Source organism: Desulfobotulus sp., from assembly GCF_034006065.1.
GTDB lineage: Bacteria > Desulfobacterota > Desulfobacteria > Desulfobacterales > ASO4-4 > Desulfobotulus.
Genome location: NZ_JAVETM010000009.1, coordinates 1 through 25,991, shown reverse-complemented (window position 1 = coordinate 25,991; position 25,991 = coordinate 1). Strand labels below are relative to the sequence as shown.

The 25,991-nt window shown below is 54.6% G+C and carries 19 protein-coding genes and 1 pseudogene; 13 read left to right on the top strand and 7 right to left on the bottom strand.

Annotated features, from left to right (window positions below):
* Nucleotides 1-62 precede the first annotated feature (62 nt).
* The gene (locus tag RBR60_RS05435; protein ID WP_320354867.1) at nucleotides 63-416 is read right to left on the bottom strand and encodes a hypothetical protein; all 354 of its coding nucleotides are present in this window, start codon (nucleotides 414-416) and stop codon (nucleotides 63-65) included.
* Here RBR60_RS05435 and fusA point away from each other — a divergent pair.
* On the top strand, nucleotides 369-2,462 hold the full coding sequence (fusA, locus tag RBR60_RS05430) for an elongation factor G (protein ID WP_320354866.1): 2,094 nt from the start codon (nucleotides 369-371) through the stop codon (nucleotides 2,460-2,462). The genes RBR60_RS05435 and fusA overlap by 48 nt on opposite strands.
* Nucleotides 2,463-2,542: 80 nt before the next feature.
* Here the strand turns inward: fusA and RBR60_RS05425 are convergent, their stop codons facing one another.
* Entirely contained in the window at nucleotides 2,543-4,246 is a 1,704-nt protein-coding gene (locus RBR60_RS05425) for a TIGR03545 family protein (protein ID WP_320354865.1), read from the bottom strand.
* Between the two features lie 13 nt (nucleotides 4,247-4,259).
* The gene (locus tag RBR60_RS05420; RefSeq protein ID WP_320354864.1) at nucleotides 4,260-4,763 is read right to left on the bottom strand and encodes a TIGR03546 family protein; all 504 of its coding nucleotides are present in this window, start codon (nucleotides 4,761-4,763) and stop codon (nucleotides 4,260-4,262) included.
* Between the two features lie 295 nt (nucleotides 4,764-5,058).
* Between RBR60_RS05420 and RBR60_RS05415 the strand changes: the two genes are divergently transcribed.
* Both RBR60_RS05415 and RBR60_RS05410 read left to right on the top strand, forming a co-directional pair.
* On the top strand, nucleotides 5,059-6,870 hold the full coding sequence (locus RBR60_RS05415; protein WP_320354863.1) for a GGDEF domain-containing protein: 1,812 nt from the start codon (nucleotides 5,059-5,061) through the stop codon (nucleotides 6,868-6,870).
* Entirely contained in the window at nucleotides 6,867-8,609 is a 1,743-nt protein-coding gene (locus RBR60_RS05410) for an ATP-binding protein (protein ID WP_320354862.1), read from the top strand. The genes RBR60_RS05415 and RBR60_RS05410 overlap by 4 nt, the downstream gene beginning before the upstream one ends.
* Nucleotides 8,610-8,683: 74 nt before the next feature.
* Here the strand turns inward: RBR60_RS05410 and RBR60_RS05405 are convergent, their stop codons facing one another.
* Both RBR60_RS05405 and efp read right to left on the bottom strand, forming a co-directional pair.
* The gene (locus RBR60_RS05405) at nucleotides 8,684-10,669 is read right to left on the bottom strand and encodes a response regulator (RefSeq protein ID WP_320354861.1); all 1,986 of its coding nucleotides are present in this window, start codon (nucleotides 10,667-10,669) and stop codon (nucleotides 8,684-8,686) included.
* A 96-nt stretch (nucleotides 10,670-10,765) separates the two neighbouring features.
* Nucleotides 10,766-11,329 (bottom strand): elongation factor P, encoded by a 564-nt coding sequence (efp, locus tag RBR60_RS05400; RefSeq protein ID WP_320354860.1) that lies wholly within the window; start codon nucleotides 11,327-11,329, stop codon nucleotides 10,766-10,768.
* A 502-nt stretch (nucleotides 11,330-11,831) separates the two neighbouring features.
* Between efp and guaA the strand changes: the two genes are divergently transcribed.
* The 7 genes from guaA (at nucleotide 11,832) to RBR60_RS05365 (ending at nucleotide 18,573) form a co-directional block, all read left to right on the top strand.
* Nucleotides 11,832-13,355 carry a glutamine-hydrolyzing GMP synthase gene (gene guaA, locus RBR60_RS05395; protein ID WP_320354859.1) on the top strand — a complete coding sequence of 508 codons (1,524 nt, stop codon included), beginning with the start codon at nucleotides 11,832-11,834 and terminating at the stop codon, nucleotides 13,353-13,355.
* A gap of 72 nt (nucleotides 13,356-13,427) precedes the next feature.
* On the top strand, nucleotides 13,428-14,318 hold the full coding sequence (locus tag RBR60_RS05390) for a hypothetical protein (protein WP_320354858.1): 891 nt from the start codon (nucleotides 13,428-13,430) through the stop codon (nucleotides 14,316-14,318).
* A gap of 14 nt (nucleotides 14,319-14,332) precedes the next feature.
* Nucleotides 14,333-15,127, top strand: coding sequence for an alpha/beta hydrolase (locus tag RBR60_RS05385; RefSeq protein ID WP_320354857.1), 795 nt, complete (start codon nucleotides 14,333-14,335; stop codon nucleotides 15,125-15,127).
* Complete coding sequence (locus RBR60_RS05380; protein WP_320354856.1) at nucleotides 15,114-15,566, top strand: metal-dependent hydrolase; 453 nt, start codon at nucleotides 15,114-15,116, stop codon at nucleotides 15,564-15,566. Before RBR60_RS05385 ends, RBR60_RS05380 begins: the two co-directional genes overlap by 14 nt.
* 133 nt (nucleotides 15,567-15,699) lie before the next feature.
* Nucleotides 15,700-17,121, top strand: a complete 1,422-nt coding sequence (locus RBR60_RS05375) for an MFS transporter (RefSeq protein ID WP_320354855.1) — start codon at nucleotides 15,700-15,702, stop codon at nucleotides 17,119-17,121.
* Nucleotides 17,122-17,198: 77 nt separating this feature from the next.
* Nucleotides 17,199-18,113 carry an alpha/beta hydrolase gene (locus RBR60_RS05370; protein WP_320354854.1) on the top strand — a complete coding sequence of 305 codons (915 nt, stop codon included), beginning with the start codon at nucleotides 17,199-17,201 and terminating at the stop codon, nucleotides 18,111-18,113.
* Nucleotides 18,094-18,573, top strand: a complete 480-nt coding sequence (locus RBR60_RS05365; RefSeq protein ID WP_320354853.1) for an SRPBCC family protein — start codon at nucleotides 18,094-18,096, stop codon at nucleotides 18,571-18,573. Before RBR60_RS05370 ends, RBR60_RS05365 begins: the two co-directional genes overlap by 20 nt.
* A gap of 129 nt (nucleotides 18,574-18,702) precedes the next feature.
* Here RBR60_RS05365 and RBR60_RS05360 read toward each other — a convergent pair whose 3' ends face one another.
* Nucleotides 18,703-20,556: a pentapeptide repeat-containing protein gene (locus RBR60_RS05360; protein ID WP_320354852.1), complete on the bottom strand. Its 1,854-nt coding sequence runs from the start codon at nucleotides 20,554-20,556 to the stop codon at nucleotides 18,703-18,705.
* Nucleotides 20,557-21,331: 775 nt separating this feature from the next.
* On the opposite strand from RBR60_RS05360, the gene RBR60_RS05355 reads away from it, so the two are divergent.
* The 3 genes from RBR60_RS05355 (at nucleotide 21,332) to RBR60_RS05345 (ending at nucleotide 25,291) form a co-directional block, all read left to right on the top strand.
* On the top strand, nucleotides 21,332-22,894 hold the full coding sequence (locus tag RBR60_RS05355; protein ID WP_320354851.1) for an ATP-binding cassette domain-containing protein: 1,563 nt from the start codon (nucleotides 21,332-21,334) through the stop codon (nucleotides 22,892-22,894).
* Between the two features lie 465 nt (nucleotides 22,895-23,359).
* Nucleotides 23,360-24,244: an alpha/beta hydrolase gene (locus tag RBR60_RS05350; protein ID WP_320354850.1), complete on the top strand. Its 885-nt coding sequence runs from the start codon at nucleotides 23,360-23,362 to the stop codon at nucleotides 24,242-24,244.
* A 171-nt stretch (nucleotides 24,245-24,415) separates the two neighbouring features.
* Entirely contained in the window at nucleotides 24,416-25,291 is an 876-nt protein-coding gene (locus RBR60_RS05345; RefSeq protein ID WP_320354849.1) for a hypothetical protein, read from the top strand.
* Between the two features lie 249 nt (nucleotides 25,292-25,540).
* On the opposite strand, the pseudogene RBR60_RS05340 reads toward RBR60_RS05345, so the two are convergent.
* Nucleotides 25,541-25,858: pseudogene (locus tag RBR60_RS05340) on the bottom strand (transposase); the annotation flags it as partial.
* Nucleotides 25,859-25,991 lie beyond the last annotated feature (133 nt).

Sequence of the window (25,991 nt, the reverse complement as noted above, 5' to 3'; positions counted from 1 at the left end):
TGAAAAGCCTTTTGACTTCCAGCCCGGCCCCTCGGGGTGCGACCAAAAAAATATTTGACACATCAATGCATTATCATTAAAATACGCTGATTTTGTTTCAAGGTCATCTTTTTCCTTGAAGTCTTTTCACGGAAAAATGATGATTTTTTTATGGTTCCGAACCCCCCCACAAACCCGGCCAGCCAAAGACCGGTGCGGGCGGTTCCTGTCGCCGCCGCACCCAAAAGGTTTTTTGTTTTATTCCTGCTCATCTTGATGGAATCCAAACAAAGCGGCTCTATGCTGTGCGCAAGCTCCGACCACGGTGACCCCAGGTGGGGCATCCGTCGGTCACGTAACCCTTTTTTGTTTCTCAAGGATTCGGGAAAATGAAATACGACATCCAGAAAGTCCGGAACATCGGCATCAGCGCCCACATCGACTCCGGAAAAACGACCCTCTCCGAACGCATTCTCTTCTTCACCAAAAGAATCCACGCCATCCATGACGTTAAAGGAAAAGACGGCGTGGGTGCCACCATGGACTCCATGGAGCTGGAACGGGAACGCGGCATCACCATCGCCTCCGCAGCCACCTTCTGCGAGTGGAAGGGTCATGACATCAACCTCATCGACACACCTGGACATGTGGATTTCACCATTGAGGTGGAGCGTTCCCTCCGGGTTCTGGATGGCGCGATTCTTGTACTCTGCTCCGTAGGCGGGGTGCAGTCCCAGTCCATCACCGTGGATCAGCAGATGAAACGCTACAACGTGCCCTGCATCGCCTTTGTCAACAAGTGCGACCGCACCGGCGCAAGCCCTGACCGCGTCATTTCCCAGCTTCGGGAAAAACTCGGACACAATGCCTGGGCCATGCAGATCCCCGTAGGTCTTGAGAATGACCATGAAGGCGTTGTGGATCTCATCGCCATGAAGGCCTTCTACTTTGACGGCCCCAACGGCGAAGATATCCGGGAAGAAGAAATCCCCGCAAAGCTTGTGGATCTGGCGAAGAAAAAACGGGAAGAACTCATTGACGCAGCTTCCCTCTTCTCCGATGAGCTCACCGAAGCCATCCTGGAAGAAGGGGAAATCACCAACAAAATGCTGGTAGAGGCCATCCGTAACGGTGCCCTTCTGCGTCAGATGACCCCGGTGTTCATGGGTTCTGCCTATAAAAATAAAGGTGTGCAGCTTCTTCTTGATGCGGTTACCACCTACCTGCCTGCGCCTCCGGATGTCCGCAACGAAGCTCTGGATCTCGACAATGCCGAAGCCCCCATTGTTCTTGACTCCGATATTCAAAAGCCCACCGTGGCTCTGGCCTTCAAACTGGAAGACGGTGCCTACGGTCAGCTCACCTATATCCGCGTCTATCAGGGAATGCTGGAAAAAGGCTCCACCGTGATCAACATCCGTACGGGCAAAAAGATCAAGATCGGCCGCCTTGTACGCATGCATGCCGACCAGATGGAAGAAATTGATAAGGTACCCGCAGGCATGATCGGTGCGATTTTCGGTGTGGACTGCGCCTCAGGGGATACCTTTGCAGACCCCTCCATCAACGTGTCCATGACTTCCATGTTTGTACCCAAGCCCGTTATCTCCCTCTCCATCATTCCCAAGGATAACAAGGCCCAGATCAACATGTCCAAAGCCCTCAATCGCTTCACCAAGGAAGACCCCACCTTCAACACCTTTGTGGATGAAGAAACCGGGGAAACCATCATTGAAGGGATGGGCGAGCTTCACCTTGAAGTTTATGTGGAGCGCATGAAGCGGGAGTACAAGGCCGAAGTGGAAACGGGCAAACCCCGGGTGGCCTACCGCGAAACCATTCTCCAGCATGCAGAATTCAACTACACCCATAGAAAACAGACCGGCGGCTCCGGTCAGTACGGTCGTGTGGCCGGTTACATGGAGCCCCTGGAAGAGGGTGATTTCGAATTTGTCAATAACGTCACCGGCGGTGCCATCCCCACCAACTTCATCCCCGCCTGTGAAAAGGGCTTCAGGGCCTGCATGGTCAAAGGCCCCTCCCTGGAGTTTCCCATCACCGGCGTCCGTGTTGTCATCAACGACGGTGCCTCCCACGCGGTGGACTCTTCGGAAATGGCCTTCCAGGCCGCAGCCCGCGGCGCCTTCCTTGAAGGTTACGCCAAGGCCAAGCCCACGGTGCTGGAACCCATCATGAAGGTGGTGGTGGAAACCCCCAGCGAGTTCCAGGGCAGCGTCATGGGTACCATCAACCAGCGCAGGGGCATGATCGTGGGCTCCTCCGATGAAGGCCCCATGTCCATCATTGAAGCCCAGGTACCGCTTGCGGAAATGTTTGGTTACTCCACGGTGCTGCGTTCCGGCACCCAGGGCAAGGCCCAGTTCACCATGGAATTTGCCACCTACCGTCAGGTTCCCATGTCCGTCATGGAAGACATCCGCAAGGAAGTGGAAGAGCTGAAGAAAAAAAGAGCCAAGAAATAAACCATGGGCTCCCGGAGAATACGGGAGCCCATGCGATCTTTCCGAAAGCCCGGGGGATTCCCTCCGGGCTTTTTTGCTTTTCAGAAAACCAACCCCCTAGCGGCGGTCAGGCGTTCTTCCAGTATGACATCCAGGTCGCCCAGGGCTTTTATCCGGTTTTCAAGCTCCAGAATCTTTCCCTCCGTCCGCAGGCCCACTTCCTCGTCCAGACGCGCCTGAAAAACGGCCCTTGCCTCCCGCACCGCACGGGAAAGGGCTCCCCTCACCACCCCATCCAGACTGGATGAAAAACGTATTTCAGGTCTGTCCAGATTTCCTGAGATATCCGCCCGTACAAGGAGGCTGTCCACTTCTTCCAGGGCCGAAGTTAAAACCCTTGCCATGGGATTCCCGGAATCCGCCACGCTGAACCGGACTCCGGTCAGATTCATGCGCCCCTTTCCCGAAAGCACTCCGGATCGGATCCCCATCTCCAGATCCAGGTCTCCTTTTTCCGCTCCCAATGAAAAATCCCCGGTTCCCATGGCCTGGGGCTGCCATCCTCGGATCTCAGCCTTCACACCTTCTTCAGGTGCTGCGGGGTTGATACGATTGAAAACCATCTCCAGCGCCATGCGTTCCATACCGGAAAGCCCATCCCCCGCGAGGTTCAGGATCATGGGACTTCCCACCAGGGCCTGCTGATTTGTCGCATTCCGAAGACTTCCTTTGAGATCGCCTGCCGGGATATGGAGGGAAAGGCTTGCTTTCCGTACGAGAAAATCCGGACGCAGAGGTGCTTCCACAAAAACCCTGTCCACCCCTTCCCACCGCACCCTTTTTTCCGGCTCAGGGGTTTTTTCATGGACAGCCTGTCTGGCAAGCCAGGGCTCGGCCTTGCGGTACACCCAAAGCCCTTTTCGGATCCGCGCCTCCCATTCCGGTCCCAGAAGAAGGCCAGTGACATTGCCAAGCCCTTCATCGGAAATGTTGTACTTTGCAACAAGACGACGTACATCCTCCGCAGCCAGTTCCTTCAGAGCCCGAATCCTCCCGCTTAAAACCGTGACCCTGTTCCCAAGATCCTCTTGGGTCTCGCGCAGGATTCTTATATCCGAGTCCACTGCGGCTTTGAGCTCCCGCAGCTCCCGGGCCGTCGTGACAATGGCAGCCAATCCCCTCCCTTTTTTCAGATTCTCAAGCCGGGTCTTATACCCCTCCAGTGTTCTGAGGTCAGGAAGCGTCTGCAAGCGGGTCTGAAAAGACCCCAACTCGGCCCGCAGCTCTTCTTCCAGCGCCCTTGCCTCTTCCAGGGCCGCCAAAGACTCCCGCGCTAAAATGGCATCCACATCAGGAATCTGCAGGGCAGGCATGGGAATACGCTCCTGCAGACTTTTCCCAGGTGCTGCCTCCTTTCTTTTTTCCTCTTTTGGCTTTTCCGGCAAGGCTCCCGATTTTTTCCGAGGCGTCCCGAATCGAATGCCCTCCACAGCCATCTCCCGGATATCCACCTTGCCAAGCATAAGCGCTTGCGTATCCAGCCCCAGCCGCAGGTCCGAAATTTCCAGAATATTGGTCATCGGTGCGTCGGGGTCTGTGACCTGCAGACCTTTCACCGTCAGTCCCAGGGGGAAAATCCCAGGATGTGCACTCCCCACATCCACCCTGGCCCCCATGGCAAGGGTGCCCGCCTTTTCAATGCCCTTTGCAATCAAAGGACCTGAAAACAAAAATATGCCAGCCACAAAAAGTCCCACAAACACCACAAAGGCCAGAAAGCCCCACCACCGGATCCATTTTTTCATTTTCCGCTCGCTTTCATGAAAGCGCCCTGTAGGCTGCATAGATTTTGGTTCCCTTGAGGATCTGGGCTATTCGGGTTTTCTGAATCCAACTCATAAAATGAGTGCGGTACTTCCGGATCATCACCCACTGGAAAACAAAAAGCGGGACAAAGAGGATCAGGGAAATCACAAAGCTTCCCATCACCACGCTGTTATAAAAACGGGTCATGCGCATGGCGGGCAGGTTGTAAAGACGGGTCCAGAAACCTTCCAGATCCGGAAGGTTCAGGAGCAGCCACCCCACATGATGAAAAAGCGGGTCAAGGAAAAAGGCCAGCAGGGCAAAAAGACCCCAGCCCAGGGAAAAGGCGGAAAGATTGACCCTTAAACACAGCCCCAACAACAGCATAAACAGGGTGGACAGGCTGAAAAAGGGAGCAAAACCCGCCACCATGGAAAGGCAGAGGGCAAGGCTGATCTGACCGGGATCGGATTCCGAATTCAGAACTTTCAGAAAACTGGCAATCACCTGTATCATGTTCCTCCTTCCTTGGCATTGGATGACGCATAAAAAGCCGCTTGTATCAGCCTCCCTTTTTGTAAGGCCACACTGGCTAAAAGGGGGGCTGATCCGTTCGGGGCTCAGAAAATCCGCATAAAAGGAATCTTACACGATGTCCATCCAGGGACTCAAGCCCGGATTCAGAAGCCTCTGGTCAGGCTCTGCTTTCTGGTAATGCCCTGCAACACCCAATTCTCATCAAATCCAAACACGGTTTTTATATTTCAGGCCTACAAGAAGACTGCCTTCTCAGAGAGGAAAGGACAGTCCCATGACCCTGAATCCGGAAAATCTTCTTCAGAATAAAACGACAAGGCGCATTGCAGCCTCGCAGACCCCGTTTCCCCTGCCGGACGTTGACTTTTATCCCATCGCAGACATGGTTCAGGGGCAGATCTCTGTCTGGGAAGTCAGACGCCTGTCCGCCCACGCCCTCCATGAAAACCGTGTAAGGCCCGATGCCCCTTGGCGCCTGGAAAGTTCCCTGGATGTCGCATGTCTGCAAAAGGCCCTCGCAGCAGCCCCCCGCCTGCCCGAAAACGGTCAGCTCCTTTTTCTTCTGCACCCGGCAAGCTTTGACCATCCGGATTTTGCCCGCCACCTCGCACAAGGGATGGAAGATCTGCCCCTGGATCCCCGCCATCTGCTCTTTGCCGTTCGGTCCAGGGATCTGGCCCCCCGCTCCCCAGGCCTCTTTTCCACCCTGCGCGCCCTCACACCCCGAGGATTCGGCTTTTGCCTCTACGGCGCGGATGCCAAGGCCCTTTCTCCTTCTTTTCTTCTGCAAATCCGCCCCAATCTTATTCTCGCAGACCCGAACCTTTTCACGCAGAAACCCAGAAACGGAGAGGAAACCGCCCTCCTTTCTGCCATGATCTCGGACATCTGCCGTCGCCTGGGATCTCGCCTTGCGGTCTCCGGCGTCCATCGCGCCGAAGACCTTCACCATTTTCTGAACCTCGGCATACGCTTCATGCAGGGAGAAGCCATTGCAGCTCCCAGCCCTTTTCCTTCCCAGGATCTCCTCCCCAGATCCCTTCCTGATTTTCAGCTAAGCGCCTCCGCCTCCCCTTCCCTCCGTACCTGTCCCCAGGTGGGGAACCTCGCCCGCCGCGGCCTGACCGCTTCCATTTCGGATACGGTTCAGCAGATCGTCAAAAAACTTGAAAACCGTCCTCCCACGGAAAGCGTCTGCCTGTTGGAAGAAAACCGACCCGTGGGTCTGCTCATGCGCTACCACCTGGACCGTCACCTCAGTTCCCCCTATGGTAACGCCCTTTTTCTCAAAAAAAGTGCGTCCCGCATCATGGACAGGGAACCCATGATACGGGACGCAGGCACGCCCCTGGACGAGGTGGCCCGTGCAGCCATGGCCCGTCCTGCGGAACGCCTCTACGATGATATTCTCATCACGCAAAAGGGCCTTTATGCAGGTGCCCTTTCTGTCCGCGGCCTTCTCGAGGCCCTTTCCCAGGTTCAGGTGGAAATGGCCAAGGGCGCCAATCCACTCACAGGTCTTCCCGGCAATACGGCCATTGAAGAAAGGATGGGCTTTTACCGGGAAACCTGCGCACAGATCAGCCTCATTTATGCGGATCTGGATCATTTCAAGGCTTTTAACGACACCTTTGGCTTTGAAGCCGGAGACCGCATGCTTCTTTTCACGGCCAATCTCATCCGGGAAACCGCAGCCCGCTGCTGTGGTCAGGATACCTTCATCGGTCATGTGGGAGGCGATGATTTTGTCATTTTCACCCGGCCCGAGGAGGCCGAATCCTTTGCAAAAACCCTCACGGAAACCTTTGCCCATGAGATCTGCGGTTTTTATCCCGAGGACATCCGATGCCAGGGTTTTGTCCAGGCCAAGGACAGGGAGGGAAACCCCAAAAAATTCCCATTGGTTTCCATATCCCTGGGCATTGTGGACTGTCACTTTCACCCCGGACTCGATCCCCGAATCCTGAGCCAGCGCGTAGCCCAGATCAAAAACTACGCTAAATCCCGCAAAGGCAACGCATGGGTGCGGGATCGCCGTGAAACACCGGGTTTTTCAAGTCTTTTTTCCGATACAGGTGCTGCATGAATTTTTTCTCGAAGGACTTTCTGCTGACCTGCGCAGCGGCCCTTGGCCTGTCCTTTCTCGGCCTCCATGTCGCAGAATCCCTTCACTCGCCCCTTTCCTTTCTTCTCCCGACCCTTTGCGGCCTCATCCCCTGGGCCTTTTATCAATTCCGAATGGCCAAAGCCGAAAACAGACTCCAAAAACGCATCCAACGCAGAGATAGACGCTTCCGGGCCTGGCTTTTCTTCTTACGTCAGCGGGAAGAAGCCCTCCTTGGGGAAAACCGCCCCCTCCTGCTCATGCACTCTTCAGGGCGTATCCTCAAGGCCTCGGCCGAAGCCATTCGGATCACAGGGCAGGATCCTTCGGGCTCTTTCATTTCACAGCTGCCCGGCGCAGGTCCAGGCCCCCATGGCGGAACCCTCACAAGCCACGTTCATCCTGAAGGAAAACGTCAGGTCTACTGGATGCCCCTGCAACTGGAAGGACGAAGATGGCGGGTGGGCCTCGACGTAAGCACCTATATGGAAAGGGAAACCCGTCTCAAGGCAGAGGCGGATACCTTCCGCGGACTGGCAGAACAACGGGCCGATCAGCTCATGATCCTCCACCGCCGCCTCCGGCAATCCGGCCAGATGGTGACCCTTGGCCGTTTATCTGCAGGTATTTCTCATGATTTCAACAATATTCTTTCCTCCATCATGGGAGCCGCCCAGATGGCGGAACTCTGCGAAAATGAAAAACGCCGAACCCATCACTTAAACACCATCTTTTCCGCAGGATACCGGGCCAGGGACCTTGTGCAGCAGATCCTGACCTTCAGTCGACCCGAGGGGCCCACCCACCACGCCTTTTCCCTGAAACCCATTCTTACGGAAAGCCTCCGTCTCATCCGGGCCGCCCTTCCCGCCCACATCGCCATCCGATACCGCAATGGCGCCATGGACGCCTGCATTGAAGGCAATCCCACCCGCATCCATCAGCTTCTCATCAATCTCATGACCAACGCCTGCCATGCCATGGAGGAAAACGGAGGTATTCTCACCCTGGAGATTGAGGAAATTCTCCCCATGGGTGAACAGGAACAGGGCTGGACGCGGATATCCGTCAAAGACACAGGGCATGGCATTCCGGAGAATATCCGGCATCGTATCTTTGAGCCTTTTTTCACCACACGCCTGAAGGAAGAGGGCAATGGCATGGGGCTTTCCCAGGTTCAGGATATCGTGGAGGAACATGGGGGACGTATGCGCGTGGAAAGTCAGGCGGGCGCAGGAGCCGTTTTCCGGGTGGACCTGCCCCTGGCCCAGAAAAAAGCCCCTCCCGTACTTGCATCTCCGCCTCCGGAAGCGGGAAAGGGGCACATCCTCTGGGTGGACGATGAAAAGGAAATCGGCTGTGTGGGAAAGGAGATGCTGGAACACCTGGGATATGCGGTCACCACAGCCTCCAATGCCAGGGAAGCCATGATTTGCCTTGAAAAAACATCGAGTTTTTTTGACGCCATCATCAGTGATTATGCCATGCCTGAAACCAACGGACTCAAGCTTGCCTGGCATATCCGCCGCACCCAGCCGGATCTGCCCATCATCCTCACCACAGGATGTCCGCACTGGCTGCCCCATCCTCGTAATGAATTTGTGGATTTTGTCCTGGAAAAACCCTTCACTCTCCAAACCCTGGCTCTGGCCCTTCAGAAAGTTCAAGCCCCAAAGCTTTCTTCCCCTGCCTCCCAGGCCCCCGGAGTTTTAACGGGATAAAGCGGGATTCACACACAAAAAAACGGCGGCAGAAGACCTCCGCCGCCCTGTGTCCTGGGCCCGTACAGACGCGTTTAATACAAAAAGGATTTTCCCATCACAGACTGCATGAAGCCATGAAGGCTCTCCCGGCTGAAAGCATCCACCTCCATGATCTGGGGATATCCATTTTCCGTCACAGTCCAAAGCCCTCTTTCCTGTTTCTGGCAAAGCACCAGTACAGGGGTTTCCGGTTTCTGGGCAAGGTGTTCCCAGTTTCGGATCTGTACCATGGCGTTGTGGCAGCTCTCCGGAGAAAAATACATGATCACGCCGTCAAAAAGCCCGGCTTCCGCCACATACGCCGCCACAAGGGCTGAAGGGTCAGCAACCTGGTGCCGCCTGTAGCCCGATGCCATCACCAGGGCACCAATGGTCTCTTCCGGACCGGCCTCTCCCACAAGCACCCGAAGACTTTTTTTCTGTACCTCCCGCAAACGATGCCGGGTCAGCATACCTTCCTGGACTTGGCCTTCCAGGAGCCGGGCTGCCATTTCCACAAGAAAAGAACGGGACACCGGCTGGGTGAGGTACCCCGCATACCCGAGACTCCGACAAAGGGCCGCACTGCCCTGCATGGGGCGGCAGAGGCCAATGACCGGAATACCGGGAAAGAATTTTGTCACACAAAGCGCTTCCTCTCCTCCGTCTTCCTCCCCGTCATTCAGAGCCAGCACAATGAGATCCGGAAAGCCCTCGCAGGGAATCTCCCCAAGACGGGAGAACACATCCACCCGTGCGCCCGCAGCCCTCAGATACTGGGCGCAGACCTTGGCTTCCACACCCAGGGGATTAACAAGAAAAATTTTCCTGCCTCCAAGGCTCTGGGACAAAAAGCTCTCCTCGCCCTCTCCCTGTCTTTCTCTGTCCCTGCGCACAAGGAGGGTGAAACGGAAGGTGCTTCCCCCTTCAGGATTGTTGGAAGCCGTGATCGTTCCGTTCATCATCCCCACAAGGCGACGGCAGATGGCAAGCCCCAGTCCTGTGCCTCCGTATTTACGGGTCCAGGTGCCTTCGGATTGCCGGAAAGCGGCAAAAATTTCTTCCTCCTCGCCCTTTGCAATGCCAATGCCCGTGTCCCGGACAGAGATGGCCAGCCGGAGGGTGTTTTCTTCCTCCTTCTCCAGGCATACGGAAAGCACAATCTCGCCCTTTTCCGTAAACTTGACCGCATTGGCCAGAAGATTCACCAGCACCTGACGAAGTTTCTGGGGATCTCCCACCACACGGGAGGGTACGGCATCTTCAAAATGAGAAATCAGGCTGATCCTGGTTCCATCCACCCGACTCCGCAGAAGCTCCATCACATCAAAGCACAGCAGTTCCAGATCAAAGGGGATCTCTTCCACATCCATTTTTCCGGCTTCAATGCGGGAAAAATCCAGCACATCATTCAGAAGATTGAGAAGGGTATCGCTGCTGGATCGGATAATACCCAGAAACTCCCGCTGTTCTTCGTCCATGGAAGTATCCAGAAGCAGCTCTGTGAAACCGATGATGCCGTTCAGGGGCGTGCGGATCTCGTGACTGATGCCCGCAAGAAATTCACTTTTTGCCCGGGATGCCGCCTCGGCCCGAGCCGCCAGCACACCGGAAACAGAAACCAGACGTTCCAGCGAATGGTTCATTTCCTTAAGGGCGTTCATGGCCCCGCGCTCGCGCTCCACACGGCGGATCCGCGCCACAAGCTCCCTGCGGTTAAAGGGTTTGCTCACGTAATCCGAAGCCCCAGCCTCCACGATATCCGCATAATTGTAGCGCTCGGACATCCCCGTGACGATCATGACGTCCAGATCCGCATATTTTTTATGCAAAAGCCTCATGAGTGCGATTCCGTCCATGCCCGGCATGGTGATATCCGCAACAACAAGGTCGGGGCGCTCCCTTTCCACCGCAAGCAGGGCTTCCGATGCATTGGCAGCCAGCCTGCACTCATATTTTTCAAGGGTCAGAATGCGATGCAGGAGCTGGCGCAGGGCCGGATCATCATCCACCACAAGAATCTTACGGAAGCAGAACATAAAACCCCTCTCACCACCATTTCCGATCTGGCAACCCCACCCGGAAAAAAGCGGATAAAAAAAAGGACCGCAAAACCTGCGGTCCCCTCTCTGCCCTTAGTCCTTTACCCGTTCCACATACTCACCTGTGCGGGTATCAATGCGGATCTTTTCCCCTTCCTCCACAAAGGAAGGCACCTGCACCGTGATGCCCGTTTCCAGCACCGCAGGCTTGGAATTACCCGAGGCCGTATCCCCTTTCACCCAGGGATCGGACTTTGTCACCACAAGATCGATAAAGTTAGGCAGGGTCACGCCAATGGCGCGGGTTCCCCAGAACAACACACTGCATACGGTATTTTCTTTGAGAAAGCCCACCACATCCGCAACCTGATCCGGTGTAAGGAATTCCTGCTCATAGGTGCTTGTGTTCATAAAGCAGTAATTTTCCCCGTCCATATAGGAAAATTCCATGGTGCGTTCTTCAAGATCGGCCTTGTTGAATTTTTCTCCGGAACGGAAGGTTCTGTCAAACTGACTTCCGTTGACCATGTTTTTCAGGCGGCACTTGTAAAGGGCCTGGCCCTTGCCCGGCTTTACAAACTCAAACTGCGTAACAACATAAGGATCTCCCTCATACTCTATTTTCAGGCCCTTACGAAGATCTCCACATTCCAGCATCTTAAAAACTCCTCAATCCGAATGAATTTAAACACCTCTGAAGGAGCCGTCTTCAGGACAGCGCCCCAAAAAAAGCCTCCTTGCGGAAGCTCCCATGTCAGAACCGGTCTTTGCGAATCAGCTGCCATCCTTATCCTTCATCAGGATCACGACGGTCCGAAAATCAGATTTTTTTTCTTGTGGCAGGAGGCGGAATTTTAACCCAGGCGTGCAGGATAATCCCCGCAAATCAAAATTCAGGCCCCCATGGACAAACAAAAAACGGCTTTCGTTCCATCACGGGGATAAAAGGTCAGAATAACGGCAAAAACATCCTTTCCGCACCATCTTGACAATCCAGAGGGTTTCTACCATATTCCCGAAAGCTTCGCAATTCTTCATCCACTCCCCTTTTCTCCTTTCCTGCGTTTGGGATTCCGGCTTGCAATTTCATGGATTTTATCGGAAAAAGGGCCTGTTTTTTTATGTCTTACGAACCCTGTCTCCCCCTTTCAGGAGTGCCATGATTCTCATCATTGATTTTGGTTCCCAGTTCAACCAGCTCATTGCCCGCAGGGTGCGGGAACATTCCGTGTACTGCGTCATCGAACCGCCCACCGTATCCTTAGAAAGCATCCAGGCCCTGAAGCCCGAAGGCATTATCCTTTCCGGCGGACCGGCCAGCATCTATGACCAAGGCAGCCCCAGGGTGAATCCCGCCATCTTTGATCTCGGCATTCCCGTACTCGGCATCTGCTATGGCATGCAATTCATGGTGGATCATTTCAAAGGCTCTGTCAAAAAATCCGAAAAAAGGGAATACGGCTTTGCCTCCCTCAACCTGCACAGAAAAGACGGAATCTTTGCAGGTGTGGAAGACACCACCTGCTGGATGAGCCATGGGGACTCCATTGATGCCCTCCCCCAGGGCTTTGAGATCACAGCCAGTACGGCCAATACCCAGGCCGCCGCCTGTCAGCATCCGGAAAAAAACCTGTACGGCGTCCAGTTCCATCCGGAAGTGGAGCACACAAAAGAAGGCCGCAGGATCATCGACAACTTCCTTGCCCTCTGCGGCTGTTCCCGCACCTGGACCATGGCCTCCTTTGCCAGGGAAACCATTGAGGACATCCGGAAGACCGTTGGCGATAAGAATGTGGTCTTAGGCCTTTCCGGAGGGGTGGACTCCTCTGTGGCCGCCCTTCTCATCCACAAGGCCATCGGTGATCAGCTCACCTGCATTTTTGTGGACAACGGTCTGCTCCGCAAAGACGAGGCCACCACCCTGGAAAAGGTGCTCACGCAGAACCTTTCCATGAACATCCGTTTTGTGGACGCCAGCCAAACCTTCCTCTCCGCCCTGGAAGGGGTCACGGATCCCGAAAAAAAACGCAAGACCATTGGTAAACTTTTCATCGAAATCTTTGATGCCGAAGCCCACAAGGTGGAAAACGTGGCCTTTCTTGGCCAGGGTACCCTCTACCCGGATGTCATTGAATCAAGATCCGCCTTTGGCGGGCCTTCGGCTGTGATCAAAAGCCACCACAACGTGGGCGGTCTGCCGGAAAAAATGAACCTCAGGCTTCTCGAGCCCCTCCAGTACCTTTTCAAAGATGAGGTCCGCGCCCTGGGTGAGGAAATCGGCCTGCCGGACTTCATGGTCTGGCGTCAGCCCTTTCCCGGCCCAGGCCTTGCCATCCGGGTTCTGGGAGAAATCACAGAAGAACGCCTTGCCATTCTCAGGGAGGCGGATGCCATCCTGCTTGAGGAAGTCAAGGAGGCAGGCCTGTACAAGGACCTCTGGCAGAGCTTTGCCGTGCTGCTGCCCATCCGCACCGTAGGCGTCATGGGAGATCACCGCACCTATGAATACACCTGCGTGATCCGGGCCGTGAACAGCAAGGACGCCATGACCGCAGACTGGGCCCGCCTGCCCCACGAATTCCTTGCCAAGGTGTCGAGCCGCATCATCAACGAGGTTCGGGGCATCAACCGGGTGGCCTACGACATCAGTTCCAAACCTCCGGCAACCATTGAGTGGGAATAACGTCTTTCCCAAACCGTCCGGCCGCTCAGGGCGGACGGTTTTTTATTCCGGATCCAAAGGGAGATTCCTGTCATGCAGATCGGGCGAGATTTTTCCGACGCCTCCTTTGAAACCGAACGCCTGCAAAAACGGGTGGACGGCCTCTCCTTTCGCCTGACTCTGGCCCTGCTTCTGATCTTCGGCGCCATCGCGGCCCTCTCCTTTGTGGGATACAGCCGTCTTAACGCCCTGGGATCAGCCATGCAGCGGCCAGAAGATCCCATCCCAGCCAACCATCCCGTGCATCAGCAACTTTTTGCCCTGTCCGCCCGCACTGAAGAGCTTTCCCATCAGCTGGGTCTGCACAAGGCCAGCATGGAGCAGATCCGTAAAGCCCTGGATAAAGCCCATGGGGAAGGTCGGGGAAATCTGGACAGTATCAGCCAGTCCCTCCAAGACTTAGAAAAACGTCTTGCCCTCCTTGAGGCACCAAAAGGCCCGGATCCCAAAATCCTCACAACCCTCAGCGAGGGGCTGGCCCAGGTCCGCGCAAACCTTGGCAGTGCAGGGGAAGAACAGAAAAAGCTTGCTGCGGAACTGGCCGCTTCCAAACGTGAAAACGCCCAGTTGAAACAGCTTCAGGAAAGCCAGAAAACCCTTGTGGACAGCCTGCAGAAAGACCTTCAGGCCATGACCCTTTCCCGCCAGAATGATCTGAAAACCCTTCAGCAGATCCGCACTGAGCATCAGAATCTGCAAAAAGAGATGGAAAAACTCCCACGGGATGCGGTCCGCAGGGTGGACCTCGATACCCTGGCGCGGCGCAATGAGAGCGAACGCGCAGCCCTTGAAAACCGTATCAATCAGAAATTTCAGCAGATCCAGGTTTCTCTGGATGCCGCCATCCGTGCGGGGATGCCCCCTGTGGAAACCAGCGGCCAGAGATCTGCTCCCATTGTGCAGCAGGAACTTCTTCAGGAATAAGACGGAGGTATCCCATGACCGAAAATCACATCCTGGCAGCCCTGAACCATCCCTTTATCCAGCGCGTTCTCTTCCACCCACGGCCCGATGGGGAAGCACCTCCCCGGCCGCCGGTGAGCTACAAAGACATCCTGCGGCCTTCCGGAGTGCGCCTTTCCGGAGAATGGCACGCCTGCGGAAAAACGGATGCGCCCCTCCTCCTTTTCTTCCATGGCAATGGGGAGATTGCATCGGATTACCGGGATATTGCCCCCCTGTTCACTGCACTGGGATGGGATTTTCTCGTCATGGATTACCGTGGCTACGGCAGATCCCAGGGAGAGCCCACAGCCATCAATCTTCAGGAAGACGCCCTTTTCATCTTTGACGCCCTCCGCAGGGAAGCTCCCCAAAAACCCATGGCCCTCATGGGCCGTTCCCTGGGGTCGGCGGCTGTCCTTTACATTGCTTCCAAAAGGCCAGAGGAAATCTGCGCCCTCATCATTGAATCCGGCTTTGCCGACACCCAGCCCCTGATCCGTCTTCTCGGCGCAGACCCCCAGATGCTGGGTATTCCCAGAGACGCGGATTTCGGCAACCTTGCGGGTATCCGCACCTACACGGGGCCCACCCTCATCCTTCATGGGGAAAACGACCATGTCATTCCCCTGACCCAGGCGGAAAAACTGAAAAAAAACGCCGCAGGCCAGCCCCTTTCCATGGTGGTGATTCCCATAGCCGATCACAACAGCCTGCTCTACTACGGCATGAAAACCTATTTCAAAGCCATCGGAACCCTTCTGGAGGATGCTCTCAATGCCCGGATATAGGGCCCATCTGGGCTTTGGTTTCTTCCTGGGTCTCATTACCCTTGCGGCTCTGTTTTTCTGGGGAATTTTCAGGCCCTCTCCGGAAACCATGGCCCTGCTCATGGGCCTCTGCCTCATCGGTGCCCTCACCCCGGATGTGGACACGGACTCCAAGGGACAAAACCTCGTCTATACTCTGCTCATCCTCTTTGATCTTTTTCTCATTTTCAAAGAACAGTACAAATGGGCGGCCATTTTAGGCTTCTGCGCCATGCTGCCCGCCCTGGGCCATCACAGGGGCTGGACCCATTCCTGGTGGGCCATGCTCCTGATCCCTCTGCCCATTCTGGCAGCGCCTGTCCTTCTTTTTCACCATTCCTGGCAGTCCGTGCTGCCCTATTACCTTGCCCTGGTGCTGGGCTATTTCTCCCACCTGCTTCTTGACAGAAAATTCTTCTGACACAAAGCCTCTCCCCTTATTCCCCCTTTGTCGGCATTGACAAAGGGGGAGGCTTCGGCCTATGCCATCTTTCCATGAGCCTCAGGGTCGGTTCCCTGGGCGTCCTTGAAAAACCCCAGCCCAGGATTTTTCCATGCATACAGCTCCGGCCAAGGCCAGTCCCTGGCAGGTTTTCTTTCTCGTGGCCATCGGTGTTTTCATGTCCACGCTGGACAGCAGCATTGTCAACATCGCCCTGCCCACCATCCTAAAAGAATTCGGCAGCAGCCTCGCCATCACCGAATGGGTGGTCATGGTCTACCTTCTGACCATCACCTGCTTTCTCCTCACCTTTGGCAGGCTGGGGGATATTCTGGGCAGAAAACGCATCTATGCCGCAGGCCTTTTTGTTTTCACCCTTTCCTCCCTGTTCTGCGCCCTGGCTCCCCACATCGGCATGCTCATCGCCGCCCGGCTTCTGCAGGGCCTGGGATCGGCCATGATCATGGCCTGCACCCCCGCCCTTCTTGTGGACGCCTTTCCCGATTCCCAGAGGGGAAGAATTCTGGGACTCAACGGCGCTGTGGTGGCCTGCGGCCTCACCGCTGGTCCCGCCATCGGCGGTTTTCTCCTCTCCGTAGCCTCCTGGCGGCTGATCTTTTACGTCAATATCCCCATCGGCCTTGTGGCCACCCTCCTTGTCCTGCGTTACCTCAAAGAATCCACCCGGCAAAAGGGCATCCGGAACTTTGACTGGCAGGGCACCCTCCTTGCCGCCCTCAGCATGGGACTTTTGCTCATGGCCCTCACCCACGGCTATGACTGGGGATTCACCTCTTTCCTTTTTCTCGGCATCCTCGGCCTCAGCCTTGTGTGCGCGCTCCTTTTTATTCTCACGGAAAAAAAGAAACCCGAACCCATGCTGGACCTTTCCCTTTTCCAGAATCGGCTTTTTGCCCTGCCCGCCCTCTGCGGCATGCTCCTCTTCTGCAGCCTGTTTTTCATGGTTTTCCTCATGCCCTTCTACCTCATGCTGCCCGCAGGATTCTCCAGCAGCCTTGCCGGTAAAATGCTCATGATCCCCTTTGCCTTTCTCCTCATCTTCTCCCCCCTTTCCGGCAGCCTTTCCGACCGCATGGGCTCCCGGTTTCTCTGTACACTGGGGCTTTTCATCATGGCATGCGGGCTTTTTTTCCTCTCATGCCTCACCGCCACCGAAACAATCTGGGACATTGCCTGGCGTCTTGCCATGGTGGGTATCGGAACCGCCATTTTCGTATCCCCCAACTCCGCCACGGTGATGGGCGGAGTCCCCGCCACCCACAGAGGCTCCGGAGGTGCGGTGCTGGCTTCGGCAAGAAACCTTGGCATGGTGCTGGGCGTAGCTCTGGCCGGGGCCATCTTTCACTTTGTCTTTGACAGAAACAGCGCGGGCGCTTCCCTCTCCGCCTTTTCTCCGGAACATGCGGAGGTCTTCATGCAGGCCTTCCGCACCGCCATGGCAACGGGCGCCTGTCTTGCCCTTTTTTCCATGATTCCCTCCTGGATGCGGGGGAAAGAAACACGAAAGCCTTGACCGACGCGCCTCGTCTCCTTATGGTTTCTGCTGCCTGATTTTTCACAATTCTTCAAAACCGATAAGGAGAGCTTCCCATGTCCCAACAGGAGCCCCAGGAGGGCTATATTCATCATCCGGAAAAAGGGCCTCTGCACTACATTGACTGGGGCGGCGAAGGCCCCCTTGCCCACCTTCTCCACGCCAACGGTTTCTGCGCAGGCACCTACGATCCCCTGATCCGGAAAATGACCGAAGAGCTGCATATCATCGGCAGTGATGTCCGGGGCCATGGCAGCTCCCTTTCTCCCATGGAGATGCCCATCCGCCACTGGAAGGTCTTTGCCGATGACCTGCACTTCATGGTTTCAGGCCTCATGCAGCCTCCGGTCATCGGCATCGGCCATTCTCTGGGTGCTGTCACCACACTGATCACCGCAGCCAGGCATCCGGAGCTTTTTTCCTGCATCATTCTCATGGATCCTGTCATCCTGCCGAGACGCTATCTCCTCTTCATGCAGCTTCTCCGCATGACAGGGCTCATCGGCCAGTTTCCCCTGGCCAAGGGCGCGCGCCGCAGAAAATTCGTCTTCAGGGGCAAGCAGGAAGCCCTCGCCCGTTTCACCGCAGGCCGGGGAATTTTCAAAACCTGGGACCCGGCCTTTGTGGACGCTTACCTCGAATGCGGACTTCTTGAAGTGGACGAAGAAACGGCCATCCTGAAATGCGACCCTGAACTGGAAGCCCAGATCTTTGAATCCGTTCCCGCAGACATCTGGTCCTACGCCCGCAGGGTGAAATGCCCGGTACTGGCCATCCGGGGAAAAAAATCCGACACCTTCCTTGATGACGCGGCCAGACGCCTTGTCCGCACCATGGCGGACTGCGAACTCCAGGTGGTGGAAAAGGCCGGGCATTTTGTACCCATGGAGAAGCCCGACATCTGTGCGGCCCACATCCTCGATTTCATCCGTCGTAAAGGACCCCAACCCCATGCAATTGCAGCGGCTTGAAAGAAAACAGATGCTCTGGGGAAATCAGGCGGAAATCTGGACCTTTTTCGCAGATCCCGCCAATCTCCAGAAAATCACACCGGAGTGGATGCACTTTGACATCCGCTCCGGCCACGAAAGGCCCATGTTTCCCGGTCAGATCCTCACCTACCGCATCAAGGCCCTCGCTGGCATTCCCATGACCTGGGTCACGGAAATCACCCATGTGCAGGAAGGCCTCTTCTTTGTGGATGAGCAACGGTTCGGGCCCTACCGCTTCTGGCATCACCTGCACCGATTCACCCCCTGCGAAAAGGGATTTCTCATGGAAGACTGCGTGCATTACAGCCTTCCGCTTGATCCCTTCAGCAGGCCCATGCACCCCTTCATCCGCAGAAAACTGGAGGCTGTTTTTGATTTCCGGGCCAAGGCTGTGGAGGTGCTTTTCGGAAAAAAAGAGGACAAAAACGGGATTCTCTGAGGCTTGGCCTTCAGCCGCGGCCCAAGAACGCGCCCCTGTGATGCACTTCCCTCCCTTTATGAAAAAAAGTCCGGCCGGAATGCAAGATCCCTTGTAAATGCTCTTTTTCTTTCACAAGAAGGAGGATGCCTATCCTATCTTGCATTCTCCCTTTGAGTTTTCAGAACAGGTCCGACCATTTGTCCAGGTTGCCCGGCTCAGATTCGCGCTATCAAAAAAAACGCCTTCCACAACGGCTTCTTCAAGATTGGCCCCTTCCAGATCCGCCCCTTCCAAATCCGCACGGGAAAGATTGGCTCCTTTCAGATTGACCCCTACAAGGATCGCATCTTTCATGTTGGCGCTGCCCAGATCCGCATTCATGAGGCTGGCACCCGTCAGATCCGCATGGACAAACCGGGTCCGGTTAAGTTTAGCCCCACGGAGACTGGCCTTTTTCAGGTCTGCACCACTGAAATCACTTCCTTCGAGATCTGCCTTTGCCAGATTTGCGCCCATAAGCTTCACACCGCTGAGATCTGCATCCACAATGCGCGCTCCTGTCAGATCCCCATGCATCATCTCACTGCCCACAAAACAAGAACCCGAAAGATCGGCTTCCGCCATATTGGCACCTTCCAGATGGGCATTGATAACATCGGCCTTGGCAAACAGCGCACCCACAAAACTGGCTCCATCCATGTCTGCCCCACTCAGGTTGGTTCCTGAAAGATGGGCATTATTCAGATTCGCTCCTTTCAGATCCGCCCTCAGCAGGCTTGCTCCCTGCAGCTTGGCTTTGCTGAGAACGGCCTTTGCCAACCGACTTCTTTTCAGGTTCACACCTTCCAGATTCGCGTCCGTCAGTACAGCTCCGTTAAGGCTGGCCCCTTCCAGGTTGGCCCCTTTTAAGTTGGCTCCTTTCAGGTTCGCCTTATCCAGATTTGCACCCGAAAGATCCGCCCCTTCAAGGCAGGCTCCCGCCAGTCCGCCCCCGGATAAATTGGCCCCCTCCAGATCTGCATTTTTAAGGTTTGCCCCGTTCAGATTCGCATTCACAAGGCTGGCCTCGTCCAGAATCGCATACTCCATGTCTGCATTGACAAGACAGGCACCATCAAGGTCTGCTCGTGTGAGAAAGGCGTTCTTCAGCAAGGCCCCGCTGAGATTGGCACCCGTCAGACGCGCAAGGCTCATGTCAGAACCGCAAAGGTTGGCATTGATGAGGTCCGTCCCCGCAAAATGAGCCTCTTTCATGTTGGCATTTCCCAGATCTGAGCCACTCAGACAGGCTTTGCTCAGGTCCGCTCCGGCCAGAACCACGCCCCTCAGATGGGCATTTTTCAGATACACCCCACGCAAATCCGCCTTTCTCAATGTCGCCAGATGCAAAAGGGCTCCGCTGAGATTGGCCTCTGACAAAACAGCGCCTTTAAGGCTTGCACTGGTAAGGTTCGCCCCTTGCAGATTTGCCCTTCTCAGATTCGCCCCATCCAAATCCGCGCCTTTGAGATCTGCGGAACTGAGGCTGGCATCACTCAGGTTCGCATCCACAAGATTGCCCTGGGTCAGATTCGCTTCGCTCAGATCCGCAAAACGCAGATCCGCACGTACAAGATTCACCATGCGAAGATCCGAAGCAGAAAGATCCGCATGAACAAGGCAGGCTTCCATGAGATTGGCCTTCAGAAGATTGCCCATGGTAAAGGTGGCTTCCGTCAGGTTGGCGCGGCTCAATCGCCCCCCGCTCACGTTCACCTTCAGCATGTTGGCTCCAGACAAGTCCGCTCCCGTCAGATCCACATCCCCCATACGGGCTCCCGCCAAATCCGCTCCGCTGAGGTTCGCTCCGCTGAGATCGGCTTCTCCCAAACGGGCTCCCCTCAGATTGACACCGCTCAGCTTCGCCTGGGTCAGGTTGGCCCCATCCAGATCGCACTGATGGCAGGCCCGTGTCTGAATCAATTGTTCCACAAGACAAGGATCGCTTTTCAACTTGGGCATTTTTCCTCCTCTCTTCCCATCCATGGGAGCCACATGGCCTGGCCCTGCAAGAGCTGAAAACAAATCCCTCATCCAGCTCCCCAGATTCAAAACAACTTTCTGCCAAACCCATCATCCTCAAAAACTGCTTGACGCAAATCGCAGTACATGGATGCACAAAATGCACCAAAGCGGCCCAGTGAATCCCCTGGCAGCACGAGGGAAAAATACAACTCTAAAAAAACAAACAATCATACACAAAACGACTCCCATGCGGTATGCAGGCGAGACATCATCCCTTTGCGGCAAAGCTCCAAACTCACGGATCTTTTTCACTGTGATAAAAAAACGGACAAATCTCCCCATGCTACGACATAAGCTCTGGGCCGGGGCTGCCATCAACCCACCCAAAGGTGCCAAAGGCTTTTCGCCTTCCCATCAGACAAGCTGAAAATCCTTCCAGGCTGAAATCCCTGTCCCAAGGTCCTTGACACCCCGGAAAGCCAGCGTTAAATTATTGCCCCTGGCAGAAAGCCTCAGGCTCTGCCGCCCTTCACTTTCCCTTCACCCAGACGGAGACAGGCCCTTGAGAATCTGACAGAACCTGCGCCCACGACTCCTTTTTCGTGTTTCCTTCGGAATTCATCCAGAATTTCCGGAGCTGGCGTGTTCTGTTTCCGTGTTCTTCGGAGGGCCTCTCCATTCCTTGCCCATCCTTCGCGGCATGTTCCATGGCCCGTCCCCTGCGGCGACAAACCGCCAGCATGTATGTTTTCTGCCTAGCTGGAGGTTTACCATGTCCCTTGTATTTCATCGGATCACCTTTGCCTTTGAGGGCAGCGCCTCACCCCTCATCGAGGATCTGAACGTCCACTTTCCTTTCGGATGGACGGGCATTATCGGCCCCAATGGCGCGGGCAAAACCACCATTCTGCGCCTTGCTGCGAATCTGCTCCAACCCCAGCAGGGAAGCATCCGCCGCCCTGTCCATGCGGTGTTCTGTCCCCAGCGTACCGATGCCCCCCCAGAATCCTTTGTCCCATTCATCCAGGCTTCGGACGCCGAGGCCTGCGTGCTGCGCGGCAGACTTCAGATCCGGGAAGACTGGGCTCAGCGCTGGAACACCCTCAGCCATGGGGAACGAAAACGGGCCCAGATCGGAGTGGCACTCTGGCAGCAACCCGATCTCATGCTCATCGACGAACCCACCAACCACATGGATGCCACCGCACGTGACCTTCTGGCCGAAGCCCTCGGAGCCTTCTCCGGCATCGGATTTCTTGTCAGCCATGATCGTTTCCTGCTGGATACCCTCTGCACCCAATGCCTTTTTCTGGATCCGCCCCAGGCCATCCTGAGGCCTGGAAATTACACTGCCGCCCGCGCAGAAGCCGAACGTGAGGAAAAAACCCTGCTTGCGGAACGCAAAGTACGTCACCAGCATCTCGACCGCCTGACCCGTACCGCGCGATCCCGCCATGACGAAGCCGCACGTGCGGATCGTAAAAAATCCAAACAGGGCCTGGCCCCCAACGACCACGATGCCCGTGAAAGAATCCATCGGGCGCGGGTTTCCGGAAAAGACGGGCAGGCCGGACGCCTCGCCCGTCAGCTTAAAGGCCGCCTTGCCCAGGCCCAGGCGGATCTCAGCGCTCTCAAAGTACACAAACGCTATGCTCCGAACTTCTGGCTGGAAGGCTCCGTTTCTCCAAGGCAGGTACTTTTCAGCATGGAAGAAACAAGCCTCCGGCTCGACGCTTCCCGTCAGCTCCTCATCCCCGGCATCCGCATGCTGCGCCAGGACCGCATCGCCATCACCGGGGCCAACGGCACAGGCAAAAGCACGCTCGTCCGCTCCATTCTCGACCATCTCCACCTGCCTGAAGCCCATCTCGTTTACCTGCCTCAGGAGATTGACCTCAATCAGACACGCCGCATCATGGAGGAAGTGCACCGCCTTCCGCCGGAGCAGCTGGGTCGGGTCATGACCGTGGTCAGTGCCCTCGGTTCCCGGCCTGAGCGTCTCATGCAGCACCTTGAAGCCAGTCCGGGGGAGCTGCGCAAGGTGATGCTGGCGCTGGGGGTTCTCCGCCGTCCCCACCTCATCATTCTCGACGAGCCCACCAATCACCTCGACCTTCCGGCCATTGAAAGCCTGGAAGCCGCCCTCAGGGATTGCCCCTGCGGCCTGCTGCTGGTCAGCCACGACCTGCCCTTCCTCTCACACCTGGCCCACACCCGCTGGCATCTCCATGAAGAGAAAAACACCAGGGACATCACCCTGCGCATACACGGCGGTTTTCATGAAAACCCCAGGGACGGGACTCTTTCTGGCGATCCTTCTTCCTCCATTCTCTAAAAAAAGAGCCGGGAAAAATGTCCGGGAAAATGCCATGGGACCTGTCCCTTGCTTTTCAGTCAAAACCCCACAGGCACCGAGCTGCCCTTACCCTTTTGATCCACCTTGGGTAAGGAGTAAGGGCAGCCGGATTGGAGGTGAAAAATGGCGGGAAAACGCAGCGGGGGGGTGGCAACACAAAAAAACTTGCCATGATGATTAAGGTAGCCTATGAAAATTGGATCGCTTTTTTAGACGCTGTGGAAGACAAAATTTTTAAGGCTGTTTTTACAGGAACTAAAAAATCGAACTTATGGAGTTTTCTGCCTCCCATGACACATTGTGGATTATACGGTTAGAGAAATGTAATTTTGTGGTTTTCTATTGTCGGGTTTTAAAAAAATTTGATGGGTATGCGGAACCACACAATACTATGATGGCGCGGACGCTTCGCGCCGCGCCATCGGGGCGGCGGATACCATCCGCATGCTGCCCGGCGCCCCGTTGTGCCAGATGAAAAAGAAATCGAACATGATGAAGCAACCAGGATGGAAGGAAGGTCGGCGTATTCGCTTCCACGGCGATCACGGCCCCTCAGTAATCACACTGCACGGAGGGCCGGCCGCGTTTGGTAGCGCCGTACATTTGGCACAGGGCTTGTCCAAGGAGTTCCGGGTAATCGAACCATGGCAACGGCCAAGCGGGGACAGACCGCTGACTGTTGCAATCCATATTGAGGATCTGCACAACCTAATCCTCTCGCGCTTCAATGGTGAGAAACCTGCCCTTGTCGGTTCGTCATGGGGCGCTATGCTTGCTTTGGCCTACGCAGCAGAACACTCGGACAGTATCAACGCCATCGTTCTCGTTGGCTGCGGGACATTTGACAAGGCATCGCGGAATGTCATCGTCCAGAGACGGACACAGAAAATTGCTGACTACATCTCCAAGCACCCCGAGTATAAGGCAGACCTGCAACTGGACATCGGTGCGCAGATGATGAAATGGCACGGGATGACCGACGCCTATCAACCGCTGGCCATTGACAATGAACCCCAGGAGTCCGAGCCGTTCGACATGCAAGGCCATACAGAGACATGGCAAGACATGGTGCGATGCCAAGAGGCCTGCATCTACCCGCAGTCATTTTCTTCTGTGAAGGTCCCGGCGATCATGCTACATGGTGCCGACGATCCCCATCCGGGAACAATGATCCGGGACACCCTGAAGCGGTACATACCCCACTTGGTATATCACGAGTTCCCGCGATGCGGTCATGATCCTGAGATCGAGAAGTATGCAAAGGACGACTTCTTCGCTGTGCTGAGTAATTGGTTGAAGAAACACTTGTCCTCAACGAGCGGAGCATAACAAGGCCATCGGGGCGACGCTTGACAGCGCGCCTCATGGCCGACGATGGCGCGGACGCTTCGCGCCGCGCCGTTAGCCTCCAATCAGGGTTCTCCCAGGATACTATGGAAGAAAACCTCAACAAAATGAAAACAATCACTTGCGTTGATTTGTTAAGAGGGGTAACTCAAGATGAATTCGAAAGACTTTACAAGAAATCTTGTCGATTATCTTTATATCAACGAATATCGATTGGATTCATACTATACACAAGTAACGGACTCTATTTATACCTACGACAAGCAAACAGAGATAAAAGGATCACTTGGTTTAACATCGATAGGGGTTGAAGCGAAACAATCATTAATCGCCCGTCCAGCTACAAAACACGAGAAAATAATTGCTGTTTTGGACTATCTAAGAAATTGTAACGATTTCATTGACGGTACATCTGACGCTATTGAGTATTATGCGAGTTATGCCAAAAAACCTGGATCGAAGAGTATTTCGCAAAAGAAATATGCCCTTGTGAGTTTTGAAGCCATACAGTTGTTTGTTCCTAATCAAAATAAGGATTTTTCATTTTGGCTTGGTTCCGTTGCGGTAAATAATTGTTTTAACGAAGAGGGCTGGATATCGTTTGTTATACTTGAAAGCCACAATGAGATAGACAAGGAGCCTGAAAGCATAGTTTCTCAAGGGTCGCCGTATTATGCGTTAACTCACTTGCTTGCTGCTGGCTTCATTGAATCAGATAAGAGTATTATTGAGAATCAACGGTTAAGGGAGGCCGAGTTTCATAAGAAAATAAGGTCGATAATAAACAGTACTGTTTCTGACAATATGAACTATCTTGATTTTAGTAATTTTGATCCGAATGTAACAGGCGGCCTCCAATCTCCGAGCAATAAATCACTAAAAAAAATAAATGCTTTAGTAAGTACACCTAGAGAAGTTACCGTCTTGTTTCGAGTTCGCAATTCTGCACTAAATTGGGGTTCAAGTAGCTGGCAGGAACATGGAATTGGGGAGATTTACGGGTATCCGATTTTCGTTGCGGCAAACTAAAATTACACTAATGCTAACCCGGCTCTCAACCGGACGCTGCACGATAAAACCTCGCAGCGTCGGTTAGCTCCCCGTTATAACTCTGGAGAAATCTTCAGATGGGAACAACAAATTTTGAAATTGAGATAGAGATTTTTGAAGGTGAAAACTGTGATCATCACCAATTAGGTCAAAAATTCAAATTTCCTGACGATGTTGGGAAAATTTGTCCGTGGTTACTAGTAGATCGCTCCATAAATAACATAGAAGCTATACGCCGGTCAATTCATCCATTTTATAGCTCCATTTGAATATGACAGGCTCTTTATTGTGTTCTTCGATTCCATGGTAAATACGCTCAACGAGCTCTTGCTTAGAATTTACCCGAATATGACGCAGAAGAGAACGCGCCAGTTTGCTGAAATATACTTCGATCAGATTCAGCCATGAGCCATGTTTCGGAGTAAAGACGAATTCAAAACGCCCAGGTTTGCGATGCAAATATGCTTGGGTTTCTTTGGAAGTATGTGAAGAATGATTATCCAATACGAGGCGGATTTTCCATTCCTGGGGATAATTGCCGTCCAGCAAAGTGTAACTATTCAGCATGTCACAATATGAAAATGCTTTGATGATGGCAGATCCTCCGCGATAAAAGCAGGTAGCTTGCCTTCAAATAAAAGTCGAAGAGCTTCAGAGGCACTGACACCATTTTTTCTGC

What these genes read in the sequence shown, in the direction of transcription:
- fusA (WP_320354866.1), top strand. Translation starts at nt 369, where the DNA reads ATGAAATACGACATCCAGAAAGTCCGGAACATCGGCATCAGCGCCCAC.
- RBR60_RS05425 (WP_320354865.1), bottom strand. Translation starts at nt 4,246, where the DNA reads ATGAAAAAATGGATCCGGTGGTGGGGCTTTCTGGCCTTTGTGGTGTTT.
- RBR60_RS05420 (WP_320354864.1), bottom strand. Translation starts at nt 4,763, where the DNA reads ATGATACAGGTGATTGCCAGTTTTCTGAAAGTTCTGAATTCGGAATCC.
- RBR60_RS05415 (WP_320354863.1), top strand. Translation starts at nt 5,059, where the DNA reads ATGACCCTGAATCCGGAAAATCTTCTTCAGAATAAAACGACAAGGCGC.
- RBR60_RS05410 (WP_320354862.1), top strand. Translation starts at nt 6,867, where the DNA reads ATGAATTTTTTCTCGAAGGACTTTCTGCTGACCTGCGCAGCGGCCCTT.
- RBR60_RS05405 (WP_320354861.1), bottom strand. Translation starts at nt 10,669, where the DNA reads ATGTTCTGCTTCCGTAAGATTCTTGTGGTGGATGATGATCCGGCCCTG.
- efp (WP_320354860.1), bottom strand. Translation starts at nt 11,329, where the DNA reads ATGCTGGAATGTGGAGATCTTCGTAAGGGCCTGAAAATAGAGTATGAG.
- guaA (WP_320354859.1), top strand. Translation starts at nt 11,832, where the DNA reads ATGATTCTCATCATTGATTTTGGTTCCCAGTTCAACCAGCTCATTGCC.
- RBR60_RS05390 (WP_320354858.1), top strand. Translation starts at nt 13,428, where the DNA reads ATGCAGATCGGGCGAGATTTTTCCGACGCCTCCTTTGAAACCGAACGC.
- RBR60_RS05385 (WP_320354857.1), top strand. Translation starts at nt 14,333, where the DNA reads ATGACCGAAAATCACATCCTGGCAGCCCTGAACCATCCCTTTATCCAG.
- RBR60_RS05380 (WP_320354856.1), top strand. Translation starts at nt 15,114, where the DNA reads ATGCCCGGATATAGGGCCCATCTGGGCTTTGGTTTCTTCCTGGGTCTC.
- RBR60_RS05375 (WP_320354855.1), top strand. Translation starts at nt 15,700, where the DNA reads ATGCATACAGCTCCGGCCAAGGCCAGTCCCTGGCAGGTTTTCTTTCTC.
- RBR60_RS05370 (WP_320354854.1), top strand. Translation starts at nt 17,199, where the DNA reads ATGTCCCAACAGGAGCCCCAGGAGGGCTATATTCATCATCCGGAAAAA.
- RBR60_RS05365 (WP_320354853.1), top strand. Translation starts at nt 18,094, where the DNA reads ATGCAATTGCAGCGGCTTGAAAGAAAACAGATGCTCTGGGGAAATCAG.
- RBR60_RS05360 (WP_320354852.1), bottom strand. Translation starts at nt 20,556, where the DNA reads ATGCCCAAGTTGAAAAGCGATCCTTGTCTTGTGGAACAATTGATTCAG.
- RBR60_RS05355 (WP_320354851.1), top strand. Translation starts at nt 21,332, where the DNA reads ATGTCCCTTGTATTTCATCGGATCACCTTTGCCTTTGAGGGCAGCGCC.
- RBR60_RS05350 (WP_320354850.1), top strand. Translation starts at nt 23,360, where the DNA reads ATGCTGCCCGGCGCCCCGTTGTGCCAGATGAAAAAGAAATCGAACATG.
- RBR60_RS05345 (WP_320354849.1), top strand. Translation starts at nt 24,416, where the DNA reads ATGAATTCGAAAGACTTTACAAGAAATCTTGTCGATTATCTTTATATC.